This is a genomic window from Anaerolineales bacterium (assembly GCA_037382465.1).
In the GTDB taxonomy this organism is placed as follows: domain Bacteria; phylum Chloroflexota; class Anaerolineae; order Anaerolineales; family E44-bin32; genus WVZH01.
This window is the reverse complement of the sequence record JARRPX010000037.1, coordinates 1-22,824: the sequence shown is the minus strand read 5'-3', so window position 1 is coordinate 22,824 and position 22,824 is coordinate 1. Positions and strand designations below refer to the sequence as shown.

The following is a 22,824-nucleotide window of genomic DNA, read 5'->3' as shown; positions in this document are numbered from 1 at the left end:
GCCATCCTGAATTCGATTCCGTAGACGATCTAGAGATTCAAATGGAGACCCGAAGGGTTTTGAAAAACCCTTCGGGTCTTATGGTTCGCAAGGCAATTCGAAATCGAACAACTTGCCTTTTTCGTTCGATGATTTCACTCCCCATCCGGGCATACGCAGTAAGGAGCTCGCGTCACGTTTTCCGCCCAGGTCCCACCGGCCTCAATACACTGCGCTTTCTCGAGATCGGCGCTGCAGGTCAGTTCCGGCTCGGGTTCCGGCAGTTCGGGTGGGATGATGAATGGCAGGGATTCGGCGTTGCCGTGGAAATGCCCCACAGCGTCGGAGATCCAGCAGTTGAATTCCCCGATCCACCACCAGGTGCTTTCCTCGTTTCGGCCTGCCACAGCGAGCACGGTACCGGCGGTGAACGCCGTCACGTCTTCGTAGCGCCTGTCGGGACCGCGCCGGCAGAAGCCGTTCATGTCCAGGCTGAATCTCGGCGGCTCTTCTTCTGTGGGGGTCGGCGTTTCGATGGGCAACGCTTGTTCCAGGGTGACCACAGGTGAGATTTCGACGACCGGTGAAAAGGCTTCCAATTCAAATGCTCCGATATCGTAATCTGAACCTTGCGGGCGTGTGACGCCGCGTTGATCGGTGGGGTGAGGGCAGAGTGTACTCGTGTCGATCGCCGGGCTGCCGGGTAATAATGCGTGGGTTTGCGTAGGGCCGCCGTTGTCGGCAAGCGGTCCGAGCAGTGGATCATCGGTAATGGTAAAGCCGGTGCAGCTGCCATCGGAGTCGATGTTGTCTCCCCCTATTGAGTACATTACGGAGGTGGAGGAAAAATCACAGTCACCTCCATTGTTCATGGCGACGATCGAGTTGCCGACCCCAACGCCCCAGCCGCTTTGGACATACACTGCCGGCCTGTTCGCGGAAGCCGAATTGCCCGTGATGGTCACGCTGCCGATGTTTAAACGTCCGCTGTCGTGGATGATCGCCGAGCCCTGTTCATCTGGTCCGGGAGCGCTGATGAGCGAATTACCGGAAAGTGTGGAATTGCTTATATATAGAATGGAACCTGAACTTTGGATACCGCCTCCCGAGTAGGCTGTGTTGTTGGCGATCGTAGTTGTGTGAACGTCCATTTCCGTTTTATTGTAAATGGCTCCGCCGCGGGAGGCTTGGTTGCTAAAGAACGAGCTGTCGTCGATGGTCATGAAACCACCCAGCTCGTTGCCAATGCCGCCGCCGGCGAACGCCACGTTCCCGGTGAAGGTGCTGCCCATGATGGCTGCGATCGAAGCCTGTTCCTGATCGCCGTTATTGATGGCGCCGCCTCTGCCGCTGGTGGCCGTGTTGCCGTCGAATTGTGAGTTGCTCACATCCAGATTCCCGCCTTGATTATAGACCGCCCCTCCACTGTGATTGGCGAGGTTGTTCGAGAACGTGCTGCCGGCAACGGTCACATCCCCGCGGAAATTCCGGATGGCGCCGCCGAGATCGGCCTGGTTGTTCAAGAAGTTGCTGCTGGAAACCGTCACCACGCCCTGGTTGGAGATGGCGCCGCCGATGAGATTGCCCGTATCGTCCGCCGGGCTGGCGGCTCCGTTCGCCAGCGTCACATTCTGCAAGAGCAGGTCGCCATTCGTTGCGACTTTAAAGATGCGGAATAGGGGTGTTCCTGAGGCGCTTGAGCGTTGGATTGTGGCGCCGTTGCCGATGATGGCGATCGGAGATTCGATCACCGGCAAGCCGTTGTTACCGAGTGAGTCGCTGTTGTCCACCGCGGTGAGTTCGTAGATACAGCCCGCGGACAGGGCGATATTATCCCCGGTCGCCGGTGTGGCGTTGGCGTCATTGATGGCATCGATCAGTTCGCTCACGTCGCAGCCGATGGTCTCGACTTCAGGGAATTCGCAAGCGCATAAGGCAAGCAGGATCGAGATGGCAATCAATAATTTGATACGCATTTTCATTCTCCCTTCTAGCATAGGCCTATCAAAACAGTTTCAGCGTTTCGCAGCCTTGATCCGTCTCTGCTTTCAGCTGGGTATCTGGATGCTTGTGTGTCGTGAAGTGTGTTGTCCCCTTGCTCTTCTTCAAGTCAAGAGCGGACCGATCGTACGAGGTCGGTATTTATGCCTCTACTCTCTGGAACGGAGTCACTGTGCAGGTTGGGACAGCACTCGCCTCCCTATTCGAGGCAACGCCGCAATTCCCGTTTCGGACTTGACAGCCGTCTTGGTATATTGTATTATTCCATCTCTGGAATAATACAGAACTGGAGTATTTATGCCCGAAGAATCCCTGACCGACGCCGAACTGGTGATCCTGAGCCTGATCTGCGAACAGCCCATGCATGGTTATCAGGTCGAACAAACGATAGACCAGCGCAACATGCGCACGTGGACCGACCTTTCCACCTCTTCGATCTATTACATCTTGCAGCGTCTGGAGGAGAAAGGTTTCATCGAACGCAGCCAGGATCAGGAACCCTCTGCGGGTGTGCCGCGCAAGGTATACCGCATCACGCCGGCCGGTAGGGTGCAGTGGAAGGAGTCCACCTTGCGCGCGCTGGCGCAGCCCAAGTTCACCTACACCAACTTCCTCATGGGTCTGCATAATCTGTGGGGCATCCCGGCGCAGGAAGCACTGCAAGCCGTGCGTACCTATCGGGAATGGCTGGCGGGCGATCTGCAGCGACAGGAGCAGGAGCTGGAAAAACTCGGCCCGTCATTCTTCCCGCTCGACGTGCTTTTTGAATATGGATTTGTGCTCGGGGAGGCCGAGCTGACTTTCCTGGCGGACCTGATCACCCGCCTGGAAGAAATGAGCGGCGAATCCCCGGACGGATCGAAGGATAAAGAAAATACAGGAGATGAACGAAATGGATGAAACGAGAATCGAACTCACCCCGATCGGCCGGGTGGAATCCGACGAGAGCCAGGGACGCTACCGGCTGCAGATCGAGGCGGCCTATCGACCGGCGCTGCGAGGGCTGGGAAGCTGCTCGCACGCCATCGTGCTCTGGTGGGCCGATCAAGCCGGCGAGGGGGATTTGGTCGTCGAATTGCCTTACGCCCCGGGCGTGAAGAGCGGCGTATTCGCCAATCGCGCCGAAGCGCGTCCGAATCCCATCGCCATCACCACATGTTTTCTGTTGGGCGTGGACGAGGAAGCTGGAACCGTCGATCTGGCCTGGATCGACGCCTTCGACGGTACGCCGCTCCTGGACATCAAGCCCTATTTGCCCATGTCTGACCGGGCGATGGACGCGGAATATCCACAGTGGCTGGAAGGATTTCCGGAAAGTATGGAGGAGGCCGCCGCCTTCTTCTCCGATCCCGAGAACGTGGCGAAGTTCTCGTAGTCGTCAAGAGACCCGAAGGGTTTCAATAACTTTTCGGGTCTTTTTGATTCTCTCCCGAGGTGAGGTTGGCTTCGGTGGATGATCCTGCGTTACACTGGGGTAGAATCTGGAGGCCAGCGGACCAGAGCGAAGTAAACGACGTGCGTCGATAAAGGAGACGGAATGCATGATCACCTGTAAGATCACCGTGCTGAAAACCTCGTTCAACCAGGACCTCGTTGAAGAATACGTCGAGGCGGAACGCAGGAAATCGCTGGGCCCGTGCGAGGTGTTCGAAGAAGGGCAGGAATTCATCACCGACGTATGGTCGGGCATCCCGCAAGGATTCTGCCCCTGGGCGTGGGACGACATTTACAAGGCGCTGGTGGGTTTCGCCGCGGACGGAAACTTCGGCACGTGGTACCAGAATCCGAACACGATCATCGCCTGCTGCTCGGACGGCACCCGCCCCGTCTACTTCAAAATCGAGAAGGTCGTGAGTTGAACGACCGTCGCATCGAGATCGCCGCTGCCCTGGGCCGTGCTGCAGAGGAGGGATCGTGGCCGCCGAGTCGCAGAACGACATCCACGAACTGATCCGGGGACGTTGGTCGTCGCGCAATTACGATCCCGACCGGCCGGTTCCACCGGAGGTGATCGACCGGCTGCTCGAGGCCGCACGCTGGGCGCCTTCCTCTCGCAACGCACAGCCCTGGCGCTACATCGTCTTCGACCGGCGCGACGAACGGGCTTTGGAGAAGGCGCGCGCCTGCCTCAATCCGGGAAACCGGATCTGGGCGGGCCGGGCGCCGCTGCTGCTGCTTGCCGTGGCAGAGACGGTGAGCGCCGGTGGGCGGATCAACCCGAAAGCGTTCCACGATCTGGGACTGGCCAACGAAAACCTGATGCTGCAAGCCATCGCCATGGGACTGCACTGCCGCCCGATGGGCGGCTTCGACCACGAATGCGCTCGCAGGTCGTTCGGCGTTCCTCCCGAATTCGAGCCGGCCGTCATGATTGCCGTGGGATATCCGGGAAACGCTGCCGACCTGCCCGACGAAATCCGGGCCAGGGAATCGATGCCGCGCGATCGCCGCAGGGTCGAGGCAATTGCGTTCCTGGGCGCCTGGGATACGAAGTATCCCGGCGAATACTAAATTCAGATGTCCTGCCGGCTGGTGGCCAAGCAGAAATCACAAACGTCATCCGTGCAGTCGTACGGGTTGCGGATGGCAAATCCAGTCGAACGCCTTTACAATGAGTTACGCTTGTCGTGTTACGTTACACAGTATGCTGTGTCTGTAGAACTGGTAACGCAGTGACGAGGAGGAGGGCATCGAGATGAAAAAACTGACCCGAAGAGATGTGCTGCGCTGGCTCTCGATCCAGTTCGCCGCATTGACCGGCGCCAGCGTTCTGGCCGCCTGCGGGGAAGATGAAGCGCCGACCCCGAATCTGAATCTATCGCCGGAAAGCGATTCCCAAGAGTCGAAGGATGCCCCGTCCGCCGAAAACGAAGCGGTGCAGGAATCTCAGCCCGCGAACGCCGCCGGGGAGTCGACGGCGTATCCGTACTTAACCGTCGCCCGCGGAGGTGAGCCCGAAGAACTGGTGCGCAGCGCGCTGGCGGCCCTGGGTGGGATGAGCCGTTTCGTTCATCCGGGCGATGACGTGATCGTCAAGCCCAACATCTGCGTCTCCTATCACACCTATCAATACGCCGCGACGACCAACCCCTGGGTTGTGGCCGCACTGGTGAAACTATGTTTCGAGTCCGGTGCGGCGCGCGTGCGCGTGATGGACTACCCCTTCGGCGGAACCTGCGAAGAGGCTTACGCTCGCAGCGGGATTGCGGAGCAGGTTGAGGCGGCCGGCGGCATGATGGAGGTAATCTCGAGCTTCAAATATGTCGATACGGAGATACCGGAAGGACAAGATTTGCGTACGTGTTTTATCTACGACGACATCCTCCAGGCCGATGCCGTGATCAACGTTCCCATTGCCAAACATCACAGTCTGGCGCGTCTGACGCTGGGTATGAAGAACTTGATGGGGACCATTTGGGATCGTCCGCCCATGCACATCAACATGGGCCAGCGCTTGGCCGATCTGGCCAGCCGTGTCCGGCCCACGCTGACCGTCGTGGATGCGGTGCGCATCCTCAAAGCGCACGGCCCGACCGGGGGCAGCCTGGACGACGTACAGCAGTTGGATACGCTGATCGCCAGCCCCGACATCGTTGCTGCGGACAGCTACGCCGCCGGATTGTTCGACATGCAGCCGAGCCAACTCAATTACATCACCGCCGGCGTGGCGATGGGCCTGGGCCGAAGTGACCTCGAAAATCTGGACATCGTGGAGCTGCCCGGTGCGGCGTGAGAACGGATCGAGTCGGATATTTGCCGCTTTCACGCTGTTATGCGTGCTGATCGTCGGCGCGTGCGGCGTTCTACCGCCTGTCAGTCCGACGCTGCGGCCGACGTCGACGTTGAAGGTGAGCGTCGTCACGCCCGAGCCGAGTTTCGCTCCGACGGCGACGGTCACCCCGGTCCGCACACCGACTTTCACGCCTTCGCCCACGCCGGCGCTCATAACGCTCGCGAACATCGAATCGCTTGCCCCGCTTTGGACGTTGACGGGTCACGAGGCGGAAGTGACGAGCGTGGCACTCACGGCGGACGGCGCGCTGGTGGTGTCCGCATCGCGTGACAGTACGCTGCGCGTCTGGCGCACGGCGGATGGAACGCTGCTGTGGGTGTTGTCCGGTCACACGGATGCCGTGCGCAGCGTGGATATTTCGCCGGACGGAGCGACGATCGTCTCCGGCTCCGACGACCGCAGCGTGCGCATGTGGCGCGTTGCGGACGGCACGCTCATCCGCAGCATCCACAGTGATTTACTCGGCCGGGTATTGAAAGTCGTTTTCTCACCGGATGGATATCTTTTCGCTGCGGGCGGCCACCGCTGCATCGTCGAGCTGCGTGCGACTCGGTCCGGAATCCTGCGTCGAACCCTGGCGCAGCCATCCTGCAGCGTGACGGGAGAAGGACAGGTCGATTACTGGGGATTGGCGTTCAACGCAGACGGCTCGCAGATCGTCACCGGTGAAGGGCGTCCGTGCTGCGGCGGTTCCCTGCAGCGTTGGGTGGTGGACTCGATCGACGCACCAGATTTGATCCGCGGCTACGATTTGGTCGTACGGGACGTGGCGATTTCGCCCGACGGCGGGACGTTGGCCGTTGCGCTCGTGGGCAGCAGTTCGATCTGGCTGCTGGATTTGCAGGGAAGCGAACCACAGCGAACCCTGGATGGGCACCGCTTGCGCGTGAACGATATCGAATTCTCACCGGACGGCACGATCATCGCTTCGGCCTCGCGAGACGGCAGGATCGGGCTCTGGGACGTCGCAAGCAGAAAGGTGCTGCGCTACCTCGAACCGGCTGGCGGGATTCCAACCAGCCTGGATTTCTCCGCCGATGGGAGACTGCTGGCGGCCGGTCTGGAGGACGGAAGCGTCGTCTTGTGGGGAGTTCCCTAGGCGGCGAGATGGTTCGTGATGCGGTCTCGCTCGTTACGCCGTATTGCAGTTTCATTCCGGCCCCGTTATAATGCTCACACGAGGGCGGTTAGCTCAGTTGGTTAGAGCGCATGCTTGACATGCATGAGGTCGTAGGTTCAAATCCTATACCGCCCACTGGCCGTCGAACTGCGACGGCATTTTTTATTCTCAGCGGGGTCTGTTGACAACGCACATGCGTCCGATATAATGTATCCACCAGGTGAATATGCAAGGCGATGACCGGGACGAGTAGCCGGAATTGGCCCGACAGAGAAAGGGGAGCGTGGACTGAGAATCCCCTGCGGCGTCCGTTCGGTGAAAACCCCCCGTGAGCCTGACCCGGAAACTCCTGCACATTGCTGCGGGGTGAGTATGGGGAACGGTTCAGCTCCGTTAGCGGCTGTCCGAGATGGTCGTCAGCAGCGGCCAATCTGGGTGGAACCGTGTGAGTGAAGACTCTCGCCCCAGAAGCGAGAGTTTTTTGTTTAAGCATTGGAGGTATCGTATGGCTGCAGGAAAGAAATCGGAATACGAAAAATCAAAATTGTATCGTGTGCGCCATTCCGCTGCTCACGTGATGGCGCAGGCGGTGACGGAGATGTTTCCGGCCGGAGAGGCCAAGGTCGCCATCGGACCGCCGATCGAAGATGGTTTCTATTACGACTTCGATCTACCGCGAGCGTTGACCCCGGAGGATCTGGAGAAGATCGAAAAACGCATGCGCGAGATCATCAAGAGCGACTATGCCTTCGAGCGGCGGGTGCTTTCGGCGGATGAGGCGCGGAAGATTTTCAAGGGCCAGGATTACAAACTCGAATTGATCGACGGTTTGGAAAAAGGCGGCCTGGACGAATACGGCGAACCGATCGAGGAAAAGCCGGAAATCTCCATCTACACCCACGACAGTTTCGTCGATCTTTGCCGGGGACCGCACGTCAAGCGAACGAGTGAGATCAATCCGGACGCGATCAAACTGCTCAACGTCGCTGGCGCCTACTGGCACGGCGATGAACACCTGCCCATGCTGCAGCGTATTTACGGCACGGCCTGGATGACTGCCGACGAACTGGAGCAGTATCTCTGGCGGTTGGAAGAAGCGCGGAAACGCGATCATCGGAAACTCGGGCGCGAGCTCGATCTGTACAGCATCAACGAGCAGGTCGGAGCGGGCTTGATCCTCTGGCATCCCAAGGGCGGCATGGTGCGCAAGATTGCGGAAGATTATCTGCGTGACGAACATGAACGCGGCGGCTACGAATTCGTCTATTCGCCGCACATCGGCAAGGCCAGTCTCTGGGAGACGAGCGGGCACCTGGATTGGTATGCAGAAAACATGTACGCGCCGCTGGAGATCGACGGCCAGCAGTACTATCTGAAACCGATGAACTGTCCCTTCCACGTGCATATCTTCAAGAGCCGTACGCGCTCGTACCGCGATCTACCGCTGCGCTACGCCGAGTGGGGCACGGTATACCGCTACGAACGCAGCGGCGTGCTGCACGGCTTGATGCGCGTGCGGGGCTTTACGCAGGACGATGCGCACCTGTTCTGCCGTCCGGACCAGATGCCCGAAGAGATCGACCGGGTGCTGAAGTTCAGCCTGGACGTGCTGCGCGCCTTCGGCTTCGAGGATTTCCAGGCCTATCTTTCCACGCGTAACCCGGACAAGGCTGCGGGATCGCCCGAGCAGTGGGAAGCGCCTACGGAAGCGCTGCGCCAGGCACTCGAGCGGGCAAAGGTCCGCTATCAAGTCGACGAAGGCGAAGCCACCTTCTATGGCCCGAAGATCGATTTGAAATTGTGCGACAGCCTGGGACGCGAGTGGCAGCTTACGACGATCCAGTTCGACTTCACGCTTCCCGAGCGTTTCGACCTGGCTTACGTCGGCGAGGACGGTGAGGAACATCGACCCTACATGATCCACCGCGCTTTGGTGGGGTCGATGGAGCGCTTCATGGGCGTCTTGATCGAGCATTACGCCGGGGCTTTACCGGTGTGGTTGTCGCCGGTGCAGGCGATCTTGATTCCCATCGCCGATCGGCACGTCGCCTACGCCGATGAGGTTGCCGGGGAACTCCGCTGCGCCGGCTATCGTGTGGAAGTCGATTCGCGCAGCGAGCGCATGAACGCCAAGATTCGCGACGCCCAGATGCAGAAGATTCCTTATATGCTCGTTGTGGGGGATCGCGAGGCGGAGGCGCACGCCGTCGCCGTGCGGCTGCGCAGTGAGGAAGATCTGGGCGCCATGTCCATCGAGGATCTGATGAGCAGAATCCAGGACGATATTCAAGCCGGGGTTTGATCTCCGATACGAAGCAAGGTTTTGAAGATGAATTACAAAGCGGGGACGTCACTGTGCGTCCCCGCTTGGGTTCCTCACAGCAGGAACGCTTTCTGCCGGTTTTCCGGGCTGGCCGTCGATTTGCAGCCGTCCGATAGTGCACGCCCGGAAACGTAATACCATCTTCCAACCTTTTGGAGCAGCGAACGGGTTGCGGATATAATATGGGTCACCTTGGGGAATTGTAAATCGAGGTCGAACGGATGCTGAAACGTTTTCTTGGCTTGAGTATTGGTTTGCTGCTTATTTTTGTGGCCTTCTCCCTGGCGGTTGCGGAGGAGAGTCCGGCGATCGCAATCGACAACGGATCCGCGGTTTGTACCAATCGGCTGCAGCTGCGCCATCCCCAGCGGTGTGACAACGGCGCGCGCAGCTCGCTGACCGCGCTGGCCATCGAGGGCTTGTACCCGGAGCATCCCTTACCGGTGGGGTCCGTCGATCTTTCCCTGGGCGACGTGAATTTCAGCTATTTGCGTTCGGGGCGTAAAAATGGCACACCGCTGTACAACAGCCTCGATTCGGCGATTAAGGGACACGACCCTTATCGCACCATCGAACCGGGTTTCGTCTATTTCTCATATATCGATCGCATCGAACAGAACGGCAAGGTGGCGTACATGATCACCCCGGGTGTGTATATTCGCGGCGATGGAGTGAGCCGGGTGTCGATCCCCAATTTCCGCGGCGTGACCCTGACACAAACACCGGCCCAGCCTTTTGGCTGGGTGTTGAGCAACGTCGAGACCCGCGCGGGTCCGGGTTCCGATCAAGCCAAGACGGGACGCTGGAAATACCGCTACGACATGGTTTGGATCCACGACGTCGAAAGCGTGGGTGGATTGAATTGGTACAAGGTCGGCCCGGAAGACTGGATCGAGCAGCGCCTGCTCGGCATCGTTTTCCCCGACCCCGACCGACCGGAGGGCGTCCCGGACGATCGTTGGATTTCGATCAATCTCTACGAGCAGACCCTGGCGGTCTATGAATCCGGTGAGATGGTTTTCGCCACGCTGGTTGCCAGCGGTTTGAACGGCTGGTGGACGCGTCCCGGAGATTTCCAGGTTTATAAGAAGCTGGAGAGCGATTTCATGGGCGGCGCTTTTGAGGCCGACCGTTCCGATTACTATTATCTCGAGGACGTACCGTGGATTTTGTATTTCGACGAATCGCGTGCGCTGCACGGCGCGTACTGGCACAACGGTTTCGGCTACCCACGTTCGCACGGATGCGTAAATCTCTCCTTACCGGACGCGAATTGGTTGTACAATTGGGCGGAAGTGGGCACCTGGGTGCACGTGTTCGATCCGTCCGGTGAAACACCGACCGATGAGGAATATTACGGGGCAGGAGGTGTATAAGCCGCACCGAAAACTTGAATGTAAAATATTAAAGAATGCCTGATTTTAGGTCGAAAGTTCAAATCTGGTACCAAAGTACTCTGCTGCGGATAAATCTGAATCTCTAAAATGTAGTCAAATTGGTCCGTATTTATCCTAGACGGAGGGGGTCGGCGCTATCATGTATGCAGACAATGAACTTCTCTATCCACCGTACGTCACTCCGCGTTTACGTAGTGCGCGGGGTGAACCATGGCGAGATTTAGTCGATCGGATTTCCCGTTTGCCGCAGGACGATCCCGAAAATCTCGCTTTTCAATTGATGATGATCCGTTTGAACGGCTGTCTCAAGTGCGAGACAGACTCCTACCGAGCGATGCGTGGTTGTTTGGCCTGCACGCATCAGACCCTGCGCCGGCACAAGCCGCCAGACGAGGATCTGATCGATTGCTACAATGCAGCTCTGGAGGACATGATCGCTCACCTGGAGATGGAATCCGGCAAGCGCATCGCCCCGGCAGCGAAAGCTGCGTAATCCGGATCGTCATTCATACTTCACAAAAGGCGCCTTCAGGCGCTTTTTGTGTTTTAGAACATGGCGTTTGCACGGCGGCCCATCGCTTGCGATAATTCAAACACTCGCTGGTGGAGAACGCTGTACATTTCAGACAGCTTCAACCTGTGTTTCTGCGGCGAATACATGGATGATGTGGGACACGAGGAGTGGCAGTTCGAATGGATGATATCGAAATCGCTGAAGCAAAAAAAGTACGATATTTTTTCAAGGGGCAAGGGATCCACTTCGCCGCCGGCGCCGTCCTCGCCATCCTGGCATGGGCGCTGGCCAGACCCTTTTTGGGCGACGGCGCCTGGCTGGGAGTAGCGGATGTCACCTGGTTCTGGATGGCCGTCGGATTGACCGTGTTGCATCAGGCGCTGGTTTGGCTGGTTTTCAGAGGACAGTTGGGATGGGCGGTACTTTCACGCTGGTTCGGCCGGAAGGATTTGATCGTCTGGGGGTTGGTGTTTCTGCCGCTGCTGGCAGCACGCCCAATTCTACTGCTCGGATTGGCGATGTCGGATCGGGGCTCTCTCGGTCTCGATTCGACCGTGGGCTGGATCCTGGGTTTTGTCCTGTTGGCGCCTACGTTATACACCTTCTGGTCTGTGGAACGGTATTTTGGGGTTGCGAGAGCTCTCGGCGGGGATCATTTTCGATTGAGCTACCGCGCCATGCCGTTTGTGCGCCAGGGTGCATTTCGCTGGAGCAGCAACGCCATGTACACCTTCGCATTTCTGGGCTTGTGGTCGATTGCGCTCATGGCGAATTCCACGGCCGCACTGGTCGTGGCGGTTTTCGAGCATGCCTTCGTTTGGGCGCATTATTATGGGACCGAGAAAGCGGATATGGAATTGATCTACGGTAGTCGATCGAGTGGCTGAGGACAGGTTGGTTAGCCTGTGGATCGACCACCGGTGTCAGCCGGAAGCGGCCCGTGCAGCCGGCTGTGCGATGATTTCCCAGCCATTGTTGCAAGCATGCGCGGCCAACTCCGCATCCGGGTAAACCGCTACCGGTCGCCCGACGTGCTCCAAGACGGCCAGATCGGTGATGCTGTCGGCATAGGCGTAGCTCTGCGCCCAATCGATGTTCGTGTCCGCTGCAATATGGCGTTCAAGCCAGGTGACCTTGTGCCGTCCCTGGCAGGCAGGACGCTCGCTGCTGCCGGTGTATTTCCCATCCTTGACCTTCAAGCGTGTCCCCACCACCTCGGTGATCCCCAACAGTTTTCCAATTTCCGCCAGTAGCGGGACGAAGGTTCCCGAAAGGAGAATCACCCGGTGTCCGGCGCGCTGATGTTCGTGCAACCGCGCGATCACGTCTTCCCGGACGCGGGGCAGCACGTACTCCTCGGCGATCCAGCGAAAAGCCTCTGCGGCACGCTCGACCTTCAGACCGCGCATCGTCCAGCTCAGGTTTCTGGCCCAGATACTGCGTGCCTCCGTTTCGGAAAGAAGCCCCAGCTTCACCAGACTCCACATGGGCCAATGAATGGACATGAAGACGTAGAGCGGGACGCGCTGCATCCGATGCGTTCGGTGATGTTCGGAAATGGCATAAGTCAGGTGTCCGGTGTACAGCGTGCCATCGAGGTCGAAAATGGCGGCGATCATCTTGGTTTTGTTCCTCCTTGAAAATTGCGCGTCCATTATAGCAGAGTACACACCTACGGTTGCGTTGCCCGGTCCGAGGCCGGTGGGATGGCGGAGTGGGTTGTCCGTCGTGCGGACATTTGCTACATTGGGAAGCGGTGTTCGTTTATACTAGGCAAACGGACCTGCTGGAGGAACTCATGCGTACGAGAATGGCGATCATCGCTATGCTGTTTGCCCTCGGGATATTAATCACAGCCTGCGTGCCGGAGGCTGAATGGGTCATTCCTGAGGATTTCAAAACGTACAACGACCCTGAGGGGTTGTACAGCATCTCTTACCCATCGGATTGGCGTATGAATTTGGAACTCATCCGTCAGGTGGAACAGGATATGAAGGATTACATCAAGGAGATCAACGAAGGGGTTCCCGTTGAGAAAGCAGCGCTTTTATTCCTTGCGGGAATCCCACACAGTTCTGGCTACCATCCGAATGTCAACATCGTCATCGAACCGCGCCCATCCGGCATATACGGCTTGCGGGGTATGGTCAATGGGGAAATCGCCGGCATGGAGGCCGTCGCCGAAAGTTTTCAGGAGATCTCGCGGCAAAAGGTCAAGGCAGGTGGCAGAGATGCGTACATCATCGAATACGTTGCAACGCTGGCCAATATGGGCGGTGTACACGGCGTTATGTTGCTGACCATGACGGGAGAGACGGTGTGGTCGGTAACCTGTTCCAGCCTGGAAGGCCTCGACGATTTCGATGCGCATGCGGAGGAATTCCAATCCATCGTCAGAAGTCTGCGAGTCCACGATGAATGAAAATCAGACCCGGTGACCGCTCGATCTTCACCGGGATCGGACTGCGCTCGGAGTGGGTCGATGCACCTCTCGAAAAGTAAAAGAATATGCAATTAACATATATGGGGCAATAAAAATTGTATATCCTGAAAGCTTGAAGGGCGGTTTGCTTATCCGTTTTAAACTAAGAGAGTATCTTCTTTGTGGAGGGAGATGAGTCATGCGAAGAACGTATCGGAATCCAATCATTCCAGGTTTCTACCCCGATCCTTCGATCTGCCGGGTCGGTGAGGATTACTATTTGGTCACGTCGACCTTCGAGTACTTTCCAGGCTTGCCCATCTTTCACAGCCGCGATCTCGTGCACTGGCGACAGATCGGGCACGTGCTGGACCGTCCTTCGCAGTTACCGCTGGACGGCATCGAACCCTCCGCCGGGTTGTACGCGCCCACGATTCGACACCATGCAGGAACGTTTTACGTGATCAACACCCTCGTGCGCGGCTTGAAGGAATCGGGAAATTTTATCGTCACGGCGACCGATCCCGCCGGACCGTGGTCCGAGCCGCATTGGCTGGAGGACGCGCCGGGGATCGATCCTTCCCTGTTCTTCGACGACGACGGCCGGGCATGGTACACCGGAAACCGCGAACCGCCGTACGGCGAACGATACCCGGGTCACCGGGAGGTATGGCTGCAGGAGTTGAATGTAGAGAAGATGCAGCTCGTGGGTGACACGCATTCACTCTGGGACGGAGCCGTCAAGGGTGCAGTGCATGCCGAAGCACCTCATTTATACAAGATCGAGGGCAGGTATTACCTCATGGTGGCGGAGGCCGGAACCGGCCACAACCATGCCGTGACGATTGCCCGCAGTGACCAGATCGACGGACCCTACGAAGTCGATCCCCGCAATCCAATCCTCACCCACCGGAATCTGGGGCTGGATTATCCCATCGTTGGCACCGGCCATGCCGACCTGGTCCAAACGCAAAACGGGGAATGGTGGATGGTGCTGCTGGCCATGCGTCCGTACGGCGGATACTTCTACAACCTGGGCCGCGAGACTTTTCTGGTTCCTGTGGTTTGGGAGGAGGGTTGGCCGATCGTCAGCCCCGGAATCGGAAGGGTCGAGTTCGAACATGCGGTGCCAGATTTGGCGAACCATCCGTGGCCTTCTCAACCGGCTTGCGATCATTTCGAGGCAGAGTCGCTGGGGCCGAACTGGAATTTCCTGCGCACGCCGCGCGATGAATTCTGGAGTCTGCGAGAGCGCCCCGGATACCTGCGGCTGCATTTGCGGCCGCAGCGGCTTTCGGAGCTCGCCCATCCCAGCTTCGTCGGCAGGCGGCAGCAGCACATCGACTTCGTCGTGCGTACTTGCATGGAATTTTCACCCCAGAATCCAAATGAGTGCGCCGGCGTCGTTCTGCTGCAGAACAACGATTTTCACTTCCGTTGCGTCGTTTCGCAAGGCGGGAAGGAGGGGAATCTGATCCGGCTGATTCAGCGTCGTGCGGGAGAGGAAACGATTCTTGCGGAAGCATCGCTTGCGGGGAAGCGATGCTATTTCAAGATCATCGCCCAGGGCCAGGATTACAGTTTCTACGTCTCGACCCGGCCTGAATCCTGGCAACCCCTGGAGACGAACGTGGATGGACGCCTGCTCAGCACGCCCGTCGCCGGCGGTTTCGTCGGCGCCTACGTTGGACTGTACGCCAGCAGCAACGGTGAGACCAGTGAGAACGTGGCCGATTTTGATTGGTTCGAGTACATCGGAGCGCGGACTGTCTGAAATGTGGGAAAAAATCCGCTTGACGAACAATCGGGCCCGCCGTTTCATGCTTGCCCATCACGGATTGGGAGCGGGATTTTCGTGGTGGGGGAAACCGGGGATTCTCGACTACATCCGCCGCGTGGGATGCGTTCAATACGACCCGTTGAACATCGTGGGAAACAATCCCGAACTGGTGCTGCAGGCGCGCGTGGCGGACTTCAGGCCCGGGATGCTGCAGGACTTGCTTTACGAGCAGCGAAAGCTGATCGATGGCTGGGACAAAAACATGTCCATCTATCCCGTGGAGGATTGGCCGTATTTTCGGCGGCAGCGGGATTACGCCGTTCATCGCTACGGCGGCGACAACCGGCCCGCCACACAGATCATGCCGCAGGTGCGGGCGGAGATCGAAACCCGTGGACCGTTGTCGTCGATCGATCTGGATTTCGATCGAAGCGTTGATTGGGCCTGGGCGCCGACGCGCATCGCCCGGGCGGCATTGGAAAGCATGTATTCCTGGGGCGAACTGGTGATCCATCACCGCGTTCATACCCGCAAGGTGTACGACTTTGCAAGCCGGCATCTTCCGGGGAAGCTGCTGGCGGCTGCTGACCCCAACCGGAGCGCAGAAGATTATCACGACTGGTACGTCTATCGCCGCATCGGCGCCGTGGGTTTGATCTGGAACCGGGCGGGCAACGCCTGGCTGGGGATGCTGGGGATGAAAAGCCCTCAACGGCAGGCGGCGTTCGAGCGATTGCTGGCGTCGGGCAGACTCATAGAAGTGGAAGTTGAGGGGATCGATGTCCCGCTGTACATCCGGCACGAGGAGCGTGAGCTGCTTGAAACCGTGCTGGCTTCTCGCTCCCGGCGCAGGCGGGCTGCGATTCTGGCGCCGCTGGACAATCTGCTCTGGGATCGCCGCCTCATCGAGGCGCTCTTCGATTTCTCCTACGTCTGGGAAGTCTATAAGCCTGTCGCAGAGCGTACGTACGGCTATTACGTTCTCCCCGTGCTGTACGGAGATCGTTTCGTCGCCCGCTTCGAGCCGGGGCGGGACAAGGAAAGCGGTACGCTGCTGATCAAGAATTGGTGGTGGGAAGCGGATGCGTCCCCCTCAAAGACGATGCGGACCGAACTGGCGCGCTGCTTCAAGCGATTCCTTCGATTTTTGGGGACCGATCAATTGCGGGTCGAGCGTCGGGTCGCCGGTCGGACCGATTTGAATTGGCTGGAGGCGCTCTCGAAAACAAGCGATTGATTCGCAGGAATCACGCGACCGCCGAAATGATGCGATAGAATTCATAGCAGTTAACCGGGTGGAGGGTTTCTCAATGGCTGACTATGATGTAATTGTGATCGGCGCCGGACCGGGCGGGTATGTTTGCGCTATTCGAGCGGCGCAGCTGGGGATGAAGACGGCGATCGTTGAAAAAGAATTCCTCGGCGGCGTTTGCCTGAACATCGGCTGTATCCCCTCGAAATCCTTACTGCGCAACGCTGAAGTCGCCCACATCCTGCGCGAGCGCGGCAAAGATTTCGGTTTCCAGATCGACGGCCTCAAACTCGATTACGCCGCTGCCGTGAAACGCAGCCGCAAAGTCTCGAATCGGCTGACGAAGGGCGTCGGATTTCTGATGAAGAAGAACGAAATCGAGGTCCACATGGGGACGGCGGAATTCGAGACGCCGGACACGTTGGTCGTCACCGGCCTGGACGGTTCGACTCAAACGTTGAAGGCCAAGGATATCGTCATCGCCACCGGCGCCTCGGCGATGACCATTCCGGGCGTCGACATCGACGGCAAACAAATCTTCACCTATCGTGACGCGATCTTGCAGGACTCACTTCCCAAGAGCGTGATCATCGTCGGCGGCGGCGCCATCGGGCTCGAATTTGCCACGCTCTGGAACTCGTACGGTGTAGACGTAACGCTGGTCGAGATGCTGCCCGCGATTGCCCCGCTCGAGGACGAAGAGGTCAGCGCGGAGTTGAAAAAAGCGTTGACGAAACGCGGTATTAAGGTGATGACGGGAACGAAAGTTGAAGGCATCGAACGCTTGAAAACCAAGGTTAAAGTCGAAGTCTCGGGATCCGGCGGTGCAGAGATCCTCGACGCTGCACAGGTGTTGATAGCGATTGGTTTCCGGCCGAATAGTGCCGGCCTCGGACTAGAGGACATCGGTGTTGCGTTGGAAAAGAACGGCACCATTGCAATCGACGAGCGTATGGCGACCAGCGTTGCCGGCGTGTGGGCGATCGGTGACGTGACCGGCAAGCTCATGCTGGCGCACGTGGCCTCCGCGATGGGCATCATTTGTGCCGAGAATATCGCAAGTGCGGAAACCATCACGTTGGACTACGAGATGATGCCGCGAGCGACCTACTGCCAGCCCCAGGTTGCTTCGTTCGGCCTGACGGAGAAGCAGGCTCTGGAACGGGGTCATGAAATCCGAATCGGCCGCTTCCCATTCCAGGCCAACGGCAAGGCGCTCGGGCTGGATGATTACGTTGGATGGGTCAAATTGATCGTCGACGACCGATACGGGGAGATTCTCGGGGCGCACCTGATCGGACCGGAGGTGACCGAATTGCTGCCCGAACTGACCCTGGCGCAGATGATGGAACTTACTGCAAAGGAGATCGCCAGGAACGTGCATGCGCATCCAACGCTGAGCGAAGCACTGATGGAAGCCGCGCACGCCGCCGAGGGGCATGCCATTCACATCTGACGCTCGTCGGCGATAATCTCCGGTGATTTGAATACCGCCGGATCAGGTCCGTTCCAAAACCCAAAAATGTGACAGGCCAAAGACCTTGAACGGTGTCCGTTCGAGGAAGTGCAGCATCGCGCGCAGGGCTCGGCCGAACCTCGGCCAACGGGCGATGATGTTGTCGTATGCGCCGAAAATGACGCTGGTGTGGATGATTTTCAGTGGAAGATCGTGAGCGAGGCGTTTCACGTCCCTGCGGGAATACACGCGCACGTGAGGTGCGAGGCGATCGCGTAACCTGCGTGGCAGGTAGTTGACGAAGGGTATGTTGCCGAAGCGGTAGCGCCCGCGCCAGTAGACTCCGTGAGTTTCGAACGGATAACCGCGGTTGGGTGCGAAGAGGAACAGCCTTCCGCCCGGCTTGTCCGCCGAGGGATCGGGAACACGCAGGGTGCGAACGATTTCTTCGAGCGCGGCGCGATCGTCGGCCACGTGTTCGAGCACTTCATGGGAAAGCACGAGATCGAAGCTGTTCGCAGGGAACGGCAGTCGTTCTGCGGCAGCGCCTGTGACTCGTAGCCCAATTTCTCTGGCTTTTCTTGCCCTGGGGATTTCGTATTCGACGCCGACGGCGAATTTCGCGTTCCGGGCCAGGCGTTCGAGGTAGATGCCGACGCCGCAGCCGTCGTCCAGGACATCGCCGCGGTCGCGGCCTTCGGCGTGGTCGAGGATCATGCGCAGGCGCCTGGCCTGGCCGGCGCGCCAGACGTAGGACGGCTCTCCACGAAGCGCAGCCCGTTGGAGATCGACGGGTGTCGTCATCGTGGCTCACCATTGGCGGACGAGAATGACCGGTCGTGTGAATCGAGATGCGCGAAGGCCAAACCGAGCGAAGCAACCGAGGCGAGCTGTCGAAACTGGCCTTCCGTCCAGCGCTGCCGGACTTCGGGCAGCGGAAGCCACAACACTTGCTGTTCTTCCAGGTCTCCGGAATCCGGTGCTTGCGTTTGCTCACAACCGGTGGCCAGGAAGATGTGCGCCGGACCTCCGCCAAAATTACCGCCGAGCACGTAACTTCCCAACGCCTGCCAGGAGTGGGCGGTGCAGCCGAGTTCCTCGAGGAGTTCACGCTGCGCCGCCTGCTGGGGCGGCTCGTCGGCTTCGACGATTCCGGCCGGCGGTTGGATGTCGACTTCATCGACGCCGCGTTTGTAGGAGCGTATCAGCCCGACACGGTTTTTCCGATCGAGGGGCACGATCGACACGTAGCTCGGAGATTCGAGCCGAAGGTAGCCTTCGACGATCCTGCCGTCGGGCAATTCGACGTCGTCCGCGTAAACCCGCATCCAGGGAGGGCGGTCGAGCAGCAGGGTTCGCTTCAGGGTGCGCCAGGGCTTCAGTTCGGGCATTTCGTAGGCCTCGCTGTGCGTCAGAATCTCGCCCCGAGATTCGGGGAATCTACCCGGTTGACCATTATAAACCACCTGCTTCCGCCGACAATGAATGGCCTATGTGGATCGTCATCCGCTAGAATCGTCCTGCCAGGGCGTAGTAAAGCGTGGCGGCGATCTCGCGCATCGCCATCCAGCTGGCGTGGAGCGCGTCGGCGCTGGGCAAGAAGGCGACGTCGTTCTCCAGGAAGCCGGCGCCATGTTGGGCAGAGACCGCCGGAATCGGCTGAAGGCCTTGTGCCTCAAAAGCGGCCACAGCACGCCGCATGTGGGTCGGTGAAGTAACCAGAATGAATCGTCCGACCCCTCGCTGTACGAGCATTTCTTTGAGATTGAGTGCCTGTTCGTAGGTATCGCCTGATGCGGACTCGAGCAGGATCCGCGATGGGGGAACGCCGAAATCCATCAGGGCATCCTGCAGCGGTACGCTTTCCGGCGTCAATACACCTGCGCGAGCGTTCGTCCCACCGGAAACGATCACCCACGGTTCGTTCATCTGGAAATACAGACGCGCGCCCTCCATAGCCCGCAGGATCCCCGCTTCGCTGAGCACGTTTCGTTCGAATTCGCCCACGCGCAAGGTATTGCTTCCGCCTCCGAGGATGACGATGGTGGCCACACCTTCCGGGATCTCCTGTTCATCCAGAGACTCATACCCGCGCCCGAGCAAAGATTCGATTCCCCGGGCGAAGAGCGGCATGCTCAGAATCCAGTAGCCGAGCAGCAGCAACGTGAGCCAACGCCTTCCGCGTCGATTCCATTTCTCACCGCAGTAAAGAAGGACGAGGCCAACGAGCAGCCCGAACAGCAGAAAAGGCAGTGATCCGGGCAGCAGATATTCTTTCACGATTTCGACGAGCAGGTCCATGCTGGAAGCGTTTCCTTATCCTTGGATTTTCCTTGCCCAATGAATGGCCACGTTGCCGAAAATGTGGTGAGAAAACTGGACGGCAACGAAATTCGCAGCGCGGATACGCCGGGACAAGGCATGCGTGGGCAGAAAAGTCTGCGTGGAACGTTCGAGGTAGCGGTAGGCTTCGCCATCTCCGCTGAACAGCCGGCCGAGAAAGGGTACGATACGGCGCATGTAGAATCCGACCACCCGGCTGACGATATTTCGGCCAGGTGGTGTCGTCTCCAAACAGGCGATGCACCCTCGGGGTTTCAGAATTCGGTTTTGCTCTTCCAACGCCCGGTCGATATCGACAACGTTGCGGAGCACGAAGCCGGACACAACCGCATCGAAGACGGCGCCGGCAAAGGGAAGTTGTTCGACATCGGCGATGACCCAGCCAACGGCGGCGTGCCGGTCTCGTTCATGTGCGAGACGGATCATCTCGGGTGTGATGTCTACGCCGACGATTCTCGTTCTCGGCGTGCGGCGCAAAATCTCGAATGCGAGTTCTCCAGTTCCGGTTCCCAGATCGAGAACCCGGCCGTGTTCGTTGAGGAATAGATGATCGATGGTCTCCCTGCGCCAACGCTGATCGTAACCCAGGGTCATGATGCGATTCATTAAATCGTAACGCGGCGCCAGGCGTGCGAACATCTGACGGAGGTTTCGTTTCCGCCCTTCTGCGCTTCTCGTGGCCATGTTTACTTGCCCAGGGGAATTACGGCACGCGGAATGAAAGGCGTATCGTCGTCCGGAGCACCGAGATAGATATGGATTTGCTTGACTTCGAAGGTGAATTTGGGCTCGGGGGGTAGTTCGATCTTCTTGGCCTGCGCGGGTTTATCGAATCTTGCCAGCGTCAGGTGCGGATGAAGTCCCTTGCCGTGCTCCCCTTCGTAGGCGGGATAATCCGGAAAGGCTTTCGAGATTTGAGCGAACAGTTCCAAGATCTTTTCGGGTTGGGATGGTTCGAGGAAGATCGTGTTTTCAAATTGACCATATCGATCCAGTGTTACTTCAAACGGGGAGATCTTCTTGCAGATCCTGGTTAAAGTTTTCTCTGCTTCTTCAACCTCGTCCGGTGGAACGAAGGGATAGAGCAATGTGATGTGTGCGGGAACGCGGTTGAACGATTCCGCATCGTGCATTTCGCGAATCGGAAAGGCAAACGATTGGACGGGTCGAGGCGGAACGATGAGTAGCGCGCTTTCAAGTCCCATGAATCAACTCGCGGATTACCTGGAACAGTTATGGTGTCGTCCGAAGTGAGCATCCGAGCTTCGTAAATCTTGCCCGCATTCCTGGCCGGGCGCTTGGCGGGGTGTTCGTTTCGGACTTCACCAATCCAAGGTTTGGATTTGCTCCCTTCCGTACGGAGCTCGTTTGTATTTTAACGCATTCCTGGCTGGTTTGTAGGGTTGGAGGATAGGAAGTAAGTTGGATTGCCCACAATTCGTCGTCGCACCGTCGGCGGGGGAACCGGCGGATGATGGAGTACCGAGCGGTATAATGCACGCATGCGTTCACGCATACTGTGGTTTGTCTCGGGCGCAATCCTCTCCGCGGTGCTGCTCTGGTGCGTCTACCAATTTACCCCAGTGAAAGATGAGCTGGAGTGGCGCCTGGATGCGGCGGCGGGAATCGTACGCGGCTGGCTGTATCCTGGAGATACGCTGCCTACCCCTTCCGGAGCTGCGCCGGCGGTTGTTTCGTCTTTTCCGACCGCCGCAGCCCCGCTGTTTACCTCCGAGCCGACGGCTTCCGCTACGCCTGCATCGACTCCCACACGGATACCGGATTCGATACGGCTTGCCGCTCCGGAATGGGAAAAGCAGGATTGGAACAATTGTGGACCCGCCACCCTGGCGTTGGGATTGCGTTACTATGGGTGGGATGGGGATCAATTTTCCATTTCGAACGTCGTCAAGCCCGATCGCGGCGACCGCAACGTTAACATCGATGAGCTGGCGTACTACGTTCGAACGCGGGCTGGTTGGATGGGGGCAATGTATCGGGTCGCGGGCACGTTGGAGATTTTGAAACGTTTTATCGCCGCGGGATATCCCATGATCGTCGAGAAGGGGTACGTGATCGTGAGCGATGGTCCGGACGCAGGATGGGCGGGACACTACCTGCTGCTGACGGGGTACGATGACACCCGCCAGGTCTTCATCACCCAGGACGCTTTCGAAGGGCCGGATCGAGAGGTGAGCTACGCGGTCCTGGATGATGGCTGGAAGGCGTTTAATCGAGTATACATGATCCTGTATCCGGTCGAGCAGCGTCCGATCATCGAGGGACTTCTCGGGGATGACCTGGATGAAGCCGTAAACCGGGAGCGGGCTTTACAGGCCGCTCAGGATGAAATCCAACTCGATGCGGAAGATCCGTATGCCTGGTTTAATCTGGGTACCAACTTGCTCTACTTCGATCGTTACAGCGAAGCGGCGCATGCGTTC

General features: G+C 58.5%; 22 protein-coding genes and 1 tRNA gene. 16 read left to right on the top strand and 7 right to left on the bottom strand.

The features are described from left to right. Positions 1-134 precede the first annotated feature (134 nt). Positions 135-1,955 (bottom strand): choice-of-anchor Q domain-containing protein, encoded by a 1,821-nt coding sequence (locus tag P8Z34_10860; GenBank protein ID MEJ2551173.1) that lies wholly within the window; start codon positions 1,953-1,955, stop codon positions 135-137. Between the two features lie 322 nt (positions 1,956-2,277). Between P8Z34_10860 and P8Z34_10855 the strand changes: the two genes are divergently transcribed. From P8Z34_10855 to P8Z34_10805, 11 genes are all read left to right on the top strand, one after another. Further along, on the top strand, positions 2,278-2,880 hold the full coding sequence (locus P8Z34_10855; GenBank protein MEJ2551172.1) for a PadR family transcriptional regulator: 603 nt from the start codon (positions 2,278-2,280) through the stop codon (positions 2,878-2,880). Beyond that, the gene (locus tag P8Z34_10850; protein MEJ2551171.1) at positions 2,873-3,355 is read left to right on the top strand and encodes a TrmO family methyltransferase; all 483 of its coding nucleotides are present in this window, start codon (positions 2,873-2,875) and stop codon (positions 3,353-3,355) included. Before P8Z34_10855 ends, P8Z34_10850 begins: the two co-directional genes overlap by 8 nt. A 166-nt stretch (positions 3,356-3,521) precedes the next feature. Next, a complete protein-coding gene (locus P8Z34_10845) occupies positions 3,522-3,839 on the top strand; it encodes a TIGR04076 family protein (GenBank protein ID MEJ2551170.1) in 318 nt (105 codons plus the stop codon). A 55-nt stretch (positions 3,840-3,894) separates the two neighbouring features. Continuing rightward, positions 3,895-4,491 carry a nitroreductase family protein gene (locus tag P8Z34_10840; protein ID MEJ2551169.1) on the top strand — a complete coding sequence of 199 codons (597 nt, stop codon included), beginning with the start codon at positions 3,895-3,897 and terminating at the stop codon, positions 4,489-4,491. Between the two features lie 184 nt (positions 4,492-4,675). Further along, a complete protein-coding gene (locus P8Z34_10835) occupies positions 4,676-5,713 on the top strand; it encodes a DUF362 domain-containing protein (protein MEJ2551168.1) in 1,038 nt (345 codons plus the stop codon). Beyond that, on the top strand, positions 5,703-6,872 hold the full coding sequence (locus tag P8Z34_10830; GenBank protein ID MEJ2551167.1) for a WD40 repeat domain-containing protein: 1,170 nt from the start codon (positions 5,703-5,705) through the stop codon (positions 6,870-6,872). Before P8Z34_10835 ends, P8Z34_10830 begins: the two co-directional genes overlap by 11 nt. Positions 6,873-6,954: 82 nt before the next feature. Next, positions 6,955-7,028: transfer RNA gene (locus tag P8Z34_10825), tRNA-Val, on the top strand. 370 nt (positions 7,029-7,398) lie between these two features. Then, complete coding sequence (gene thrS / locus P8Z34_10820) at positions 7,399-9,195, top strand: threonine--tRNA ligase (GenBank protein ID MEJ2551166.1); 1,797 nt, start codon at positions 7,399-7,401, stop codon at positions 9,193-9,195. A gap of 242 nt (positions 9,196-9,437) precedes the next feature. Next, positions 9,438-10,592: a L,D-transpeptidase gene (locus P8Z34_10815; protein ID MEJ2551165.1), complete on the top strand. Its 1,155-nt coding sequence runs from the start codon at positions 9,438-9,440 to the stop codon at positions 10,590-10,592. A gap of 160 nt (positions 10,593-10,752) precedes the next feature. Beyond that, entirely contained in the window at positions 10,753-11,106 is a 354-nt protein-coding gene (locus P8Z34_10810; GenBank protein MEJ2551164.1) for a hypothetical protein, read from the top strand. A 200-nt stretch (positions 11,107-11,306) separates the two neighbouring features. After that, the gene (locus P8Z34_10805; GenBank protein ID MEJ2551163.1) at positions 11,307-12,014 is read left to right on the top strand and encodes a methyltransferase; all 708 of its coding nucleotides are present in this window, start codon (positions 11,307-11,309) and stop codon (positions 12,012-12,014) included. A gap of 36 nt (positions 12,015-12,050) precedes the next feature. Here P8Z34_10805 and P8Z34_10800 read toward each other — a convergent pair whose 3' ends face one another. Continuing rightward, positions 12,051-12,746, bottom strand: a complete 696-nt coding sequence (locus tag P8Z34_10800) for an HAD-IB family hydrolase (protein MEJ2551162.1) — start codon at positions 12,744-12,746, stop codon at positions 12,051-12,053. Positions 12,747-12,925: 179 nt separating this feature from the next. Here P8Z34_10800 and P8Z34_10795 point away from each other — a divergent pair, with 179 nt between their 5' ends. The 4 genes from P8Z34_10795 to lpdA all read left to right on the top strand — a co-directional run bounded on the left by P8Z34_10795 (position 12,926) and on the right by lpdA (position 18,037). Further along, the gene (locus P8Z34_10795; GenBank protein MEJ2551161.1) at positions 12,926-13,549 is read left to right on the top strand and encodes a PsbP-related protein; all 624 of its coding nucleotides are present in this window, start codon (positions 12,926-12,928) and stop codon (positions 13,547-13,549) included. Between the two features lie 199 nt (positions 13,550-13,748). Next, positions 13,749-15,323, top strand: a complete 1,575-nt coding sequence (locus P8Z34_10790; GenBank protein MEJ2551160.1) for a glycoside hydrolase family 43 protein — start codon at positions 13,749-13,751, stop codon at positions 15,321-15,323. A 19-nt stretch (positions 15,324-15,342) separates the two neighbouring features. After that, complete coding sequence (locus P8Z34_10785) at positions 15,343-16,566, top strand: winged helix DNA-binding domain-containing protein (protein MEJ2551159.1); 1,224 nt, start codon at positions 15,343-15,345, stop codon at positions 16,564-16,566. Between the two features lie 73 nt (positions 16,567-16,639). Next, positions 16,640-18,037: a dihydrolipoyl dehydrogenase gene (gene lpdA / locus P8Z34_10780; protein MEJ2551158.1), complete on the top strand. Its 1,398-nt coding sequence runs from the start codon at positions 16,640-16,642 to the stop codon at positions 18,035-18,037. A 42-nt stretch (positions 18,038-18,079) separates the two neighbouring features. On the opposite strand, the gene P8Z34_10775 is transcribed toward lpdA, so the two are convergent. The 5 genes from P8Z34_10775 to P8Z34_10755 form a co-directional block, all read right to left on the bottom strand. Continuing rightward, positions 18,080-18,841 carry a class I SAM-dependent methyltransferase gene (locus P8Z34_10775; protein MEJ2551157.1) on the bottom strand — a complete coding sequence of 254 codons (762 nt, stop codon included), beginning with the start codon at positions 18,839-18,841 and terminating at the stop codon, positions 18,080-18,082. Continuing rightward, positions 18,838-19,428, bottom strand: a complete 591-nt coding sequence (locus P8Z34_10770; protein MEJ2551156.1) for an NUDIX hydrolase — start codon at positions 19,426-19,428, stop codon at positions 18,838-18,840. Before P8Z34_10770 ends, P8Z34_10775 begins: the two co-directional genes overlap by 4 nt. Before the next feature lie 118 nt (positions 19,429-19,546). Then, a complete protein-coding gene (locus P8Z34_10765) occupies positions 19,547-20,338 on the bottom strand; it encodes a YdcF family protein (protein MEJ2551155.1) in 792 nt (263 codons plus the stop codon). 15 nt (positions 20,339-20,353) lie between these two features. Then, positions 20,354-21,064, bottom strand: a complete 711-nt coding sequence (locus P8Z34_10760) for a ubiquinone/menaquinone biosynthesis methyltransferase (GenBank protein MEJ2551154.1) — start codon at positions 21,062-21,064, stop codon at positions 20,354-20,356. A 2-nt stretch (positions 21,065-21,066) separates the two neighbouring features. Then, a complete protein-coding gene (locus P8Z34_10755) occupies positions 21,067-21,585 on the bottom strand; it encodes a 2'-5' RNA ligase family protein (protein MEJ2551153.1) in 519 nt (172 codons plus the stop codon). A gap of 297 nt (positions 21,586-21,882) precedes the next feature. On the opposite strand from P8Z34_10755, the gene P8Z34_10750 reads away from it, so the two are divergent. After that, positions 21,883-22,824, top strand: a 942-nt coding sequence (locus P8Z34_10750) for a C39 family peptidase (GenBank protein ID MEJ2551152.1), incomplete at its 3' end; no start/stop codon positions are given.

Excerpts from the sequence above, each read along its gene's own strand:
- P8Z34_10860 (MEJ2551173.1), bottom strand. The coding sequence starts at position 1,955 with ATGCGTATCAAATTATTGATTGCCATCTCGATCCTGCTTGCCTTATGC.
- P8Z34_10855 (MEJ2551172.1), top strand. The coding sequence starts at position 2,278 with ATGCCCGAAGAATCCCTGACCGACGCCGAACTGGTGATCCTGAGCCTG.
- P8Z34_10850 (MEJ2551171.1), top strand. The coding sequence starts at position 2,873 with ATGGATGAAACGAGAATCGAACTCACCCCGATCGGCCGGGTGGAATCC.
- P8Z34_10845 (MEJ2551170.1), top strand. The coding sequence starts at position 3,522 with ATGATCACCTGTAAGATCACCGTGCTGAAAACCTCGTTCAACCAGGAC.
- P8Z34_10835 (MEJ2551168.1), top strand. The coding sequence starts at position 4,676 with ATGAAAAAACTGACCCGAAGAGATGTGCTGCGCTGGCTCTCGATCCAG.
- thrS (MEJ2551166.1), top strand. The coding sequence starts at position 7,399 with ATGGCTGCAGGAAAGAAATCGGAATACGAAAAATCAAAATTGTATCGT.
- P8Z34_10815 (MEJ2551165.1), top strand. The coding sequence starts at position 9,438 with ATGCTGAAACGTTTTCTTGGCTTGAGTATTGGTTTGCTGCTTATTTTT.
- P8Z34_10810 (MEJ2551164.1), top strand. The coding sequence starts at position 10,753 with ATGTATGCAGACAATGAACTTCTCTATCCACCGTACGTCACTCCGCGT.
- P8Z34_10805 (MEJ2551163.1), top strand. The coding sequence starts at position 11,307 with ATGGATGATATCGAAATCGCTGAAGCAAAAAAAGTACGATATTTTTTC.
- P8Z34_10800 (MEJ2551162.1), bottom strand. The coding sequence starts at position 12,746 with ATGATCGCCGCCATTTTCGACCTCGATGGCACGCTGTACACCGGACAC.
- P8Z34_10795 (MEJ2551161.1), top strand. The coding sequence starts at position 12,926 with ATGCGTACGAGAATGGCGATCATCGCTATGCTGTTTGCCCTCGGGATA.
- P8Z34_10790 (MEJ2551160.1), top strand. The coding sequence starts at position 13,749 with ATGCGAAGAACGTATCGGAATCCAATCATTCCAGGTTTCTACCCCGAT.
- lpdA (MEJ2551158.1), top strand. The coding sequence starts at position 16,640 with ATGGCTGACTATGATGTAATTGTGATCGGCGCCGGACCGGGCGGGTAT.
- P8Z34_10775 (MEJ2551157.1), bottom strand. The coding sequence starts at position 18,841 with ATGACGACACCCGTCGATCTCCAACGGGCTGCGCTTCGTGGAGAGCCG.
- P8Z34_10770 (MEJ2551156.1), bottom strand. The coding sequence starts at position 19,428 with ATGCCCGAACTGAAGCCCTGGCGCACCCTGAAGCGAACCCTGCTGCTC.
- P8Z34_10765 (MEJ2551155.1), bottom strand. The coding sequence starts at position 20,338 with ATGGACCTGCTCGTCGAAATCGTGAAAGAATATCTGCTGCCCGGATCA.
- P8Z34_10760 (MEJ2551154.1), bottom strand. The coding sequence starts at position 21,064 with ATGGCCACGAGAAGCGCAGAAGGGCGGAAACGAAACCTCCGTCAGATG.
- P8Z34_10755 (MEJ2551153.1), bottom strand. The coding sequence starts at position 21,585 with ATGGGACTTGAAAGCGCGCTACTCATCGTTCCGCCTCGACCCGTCCAA.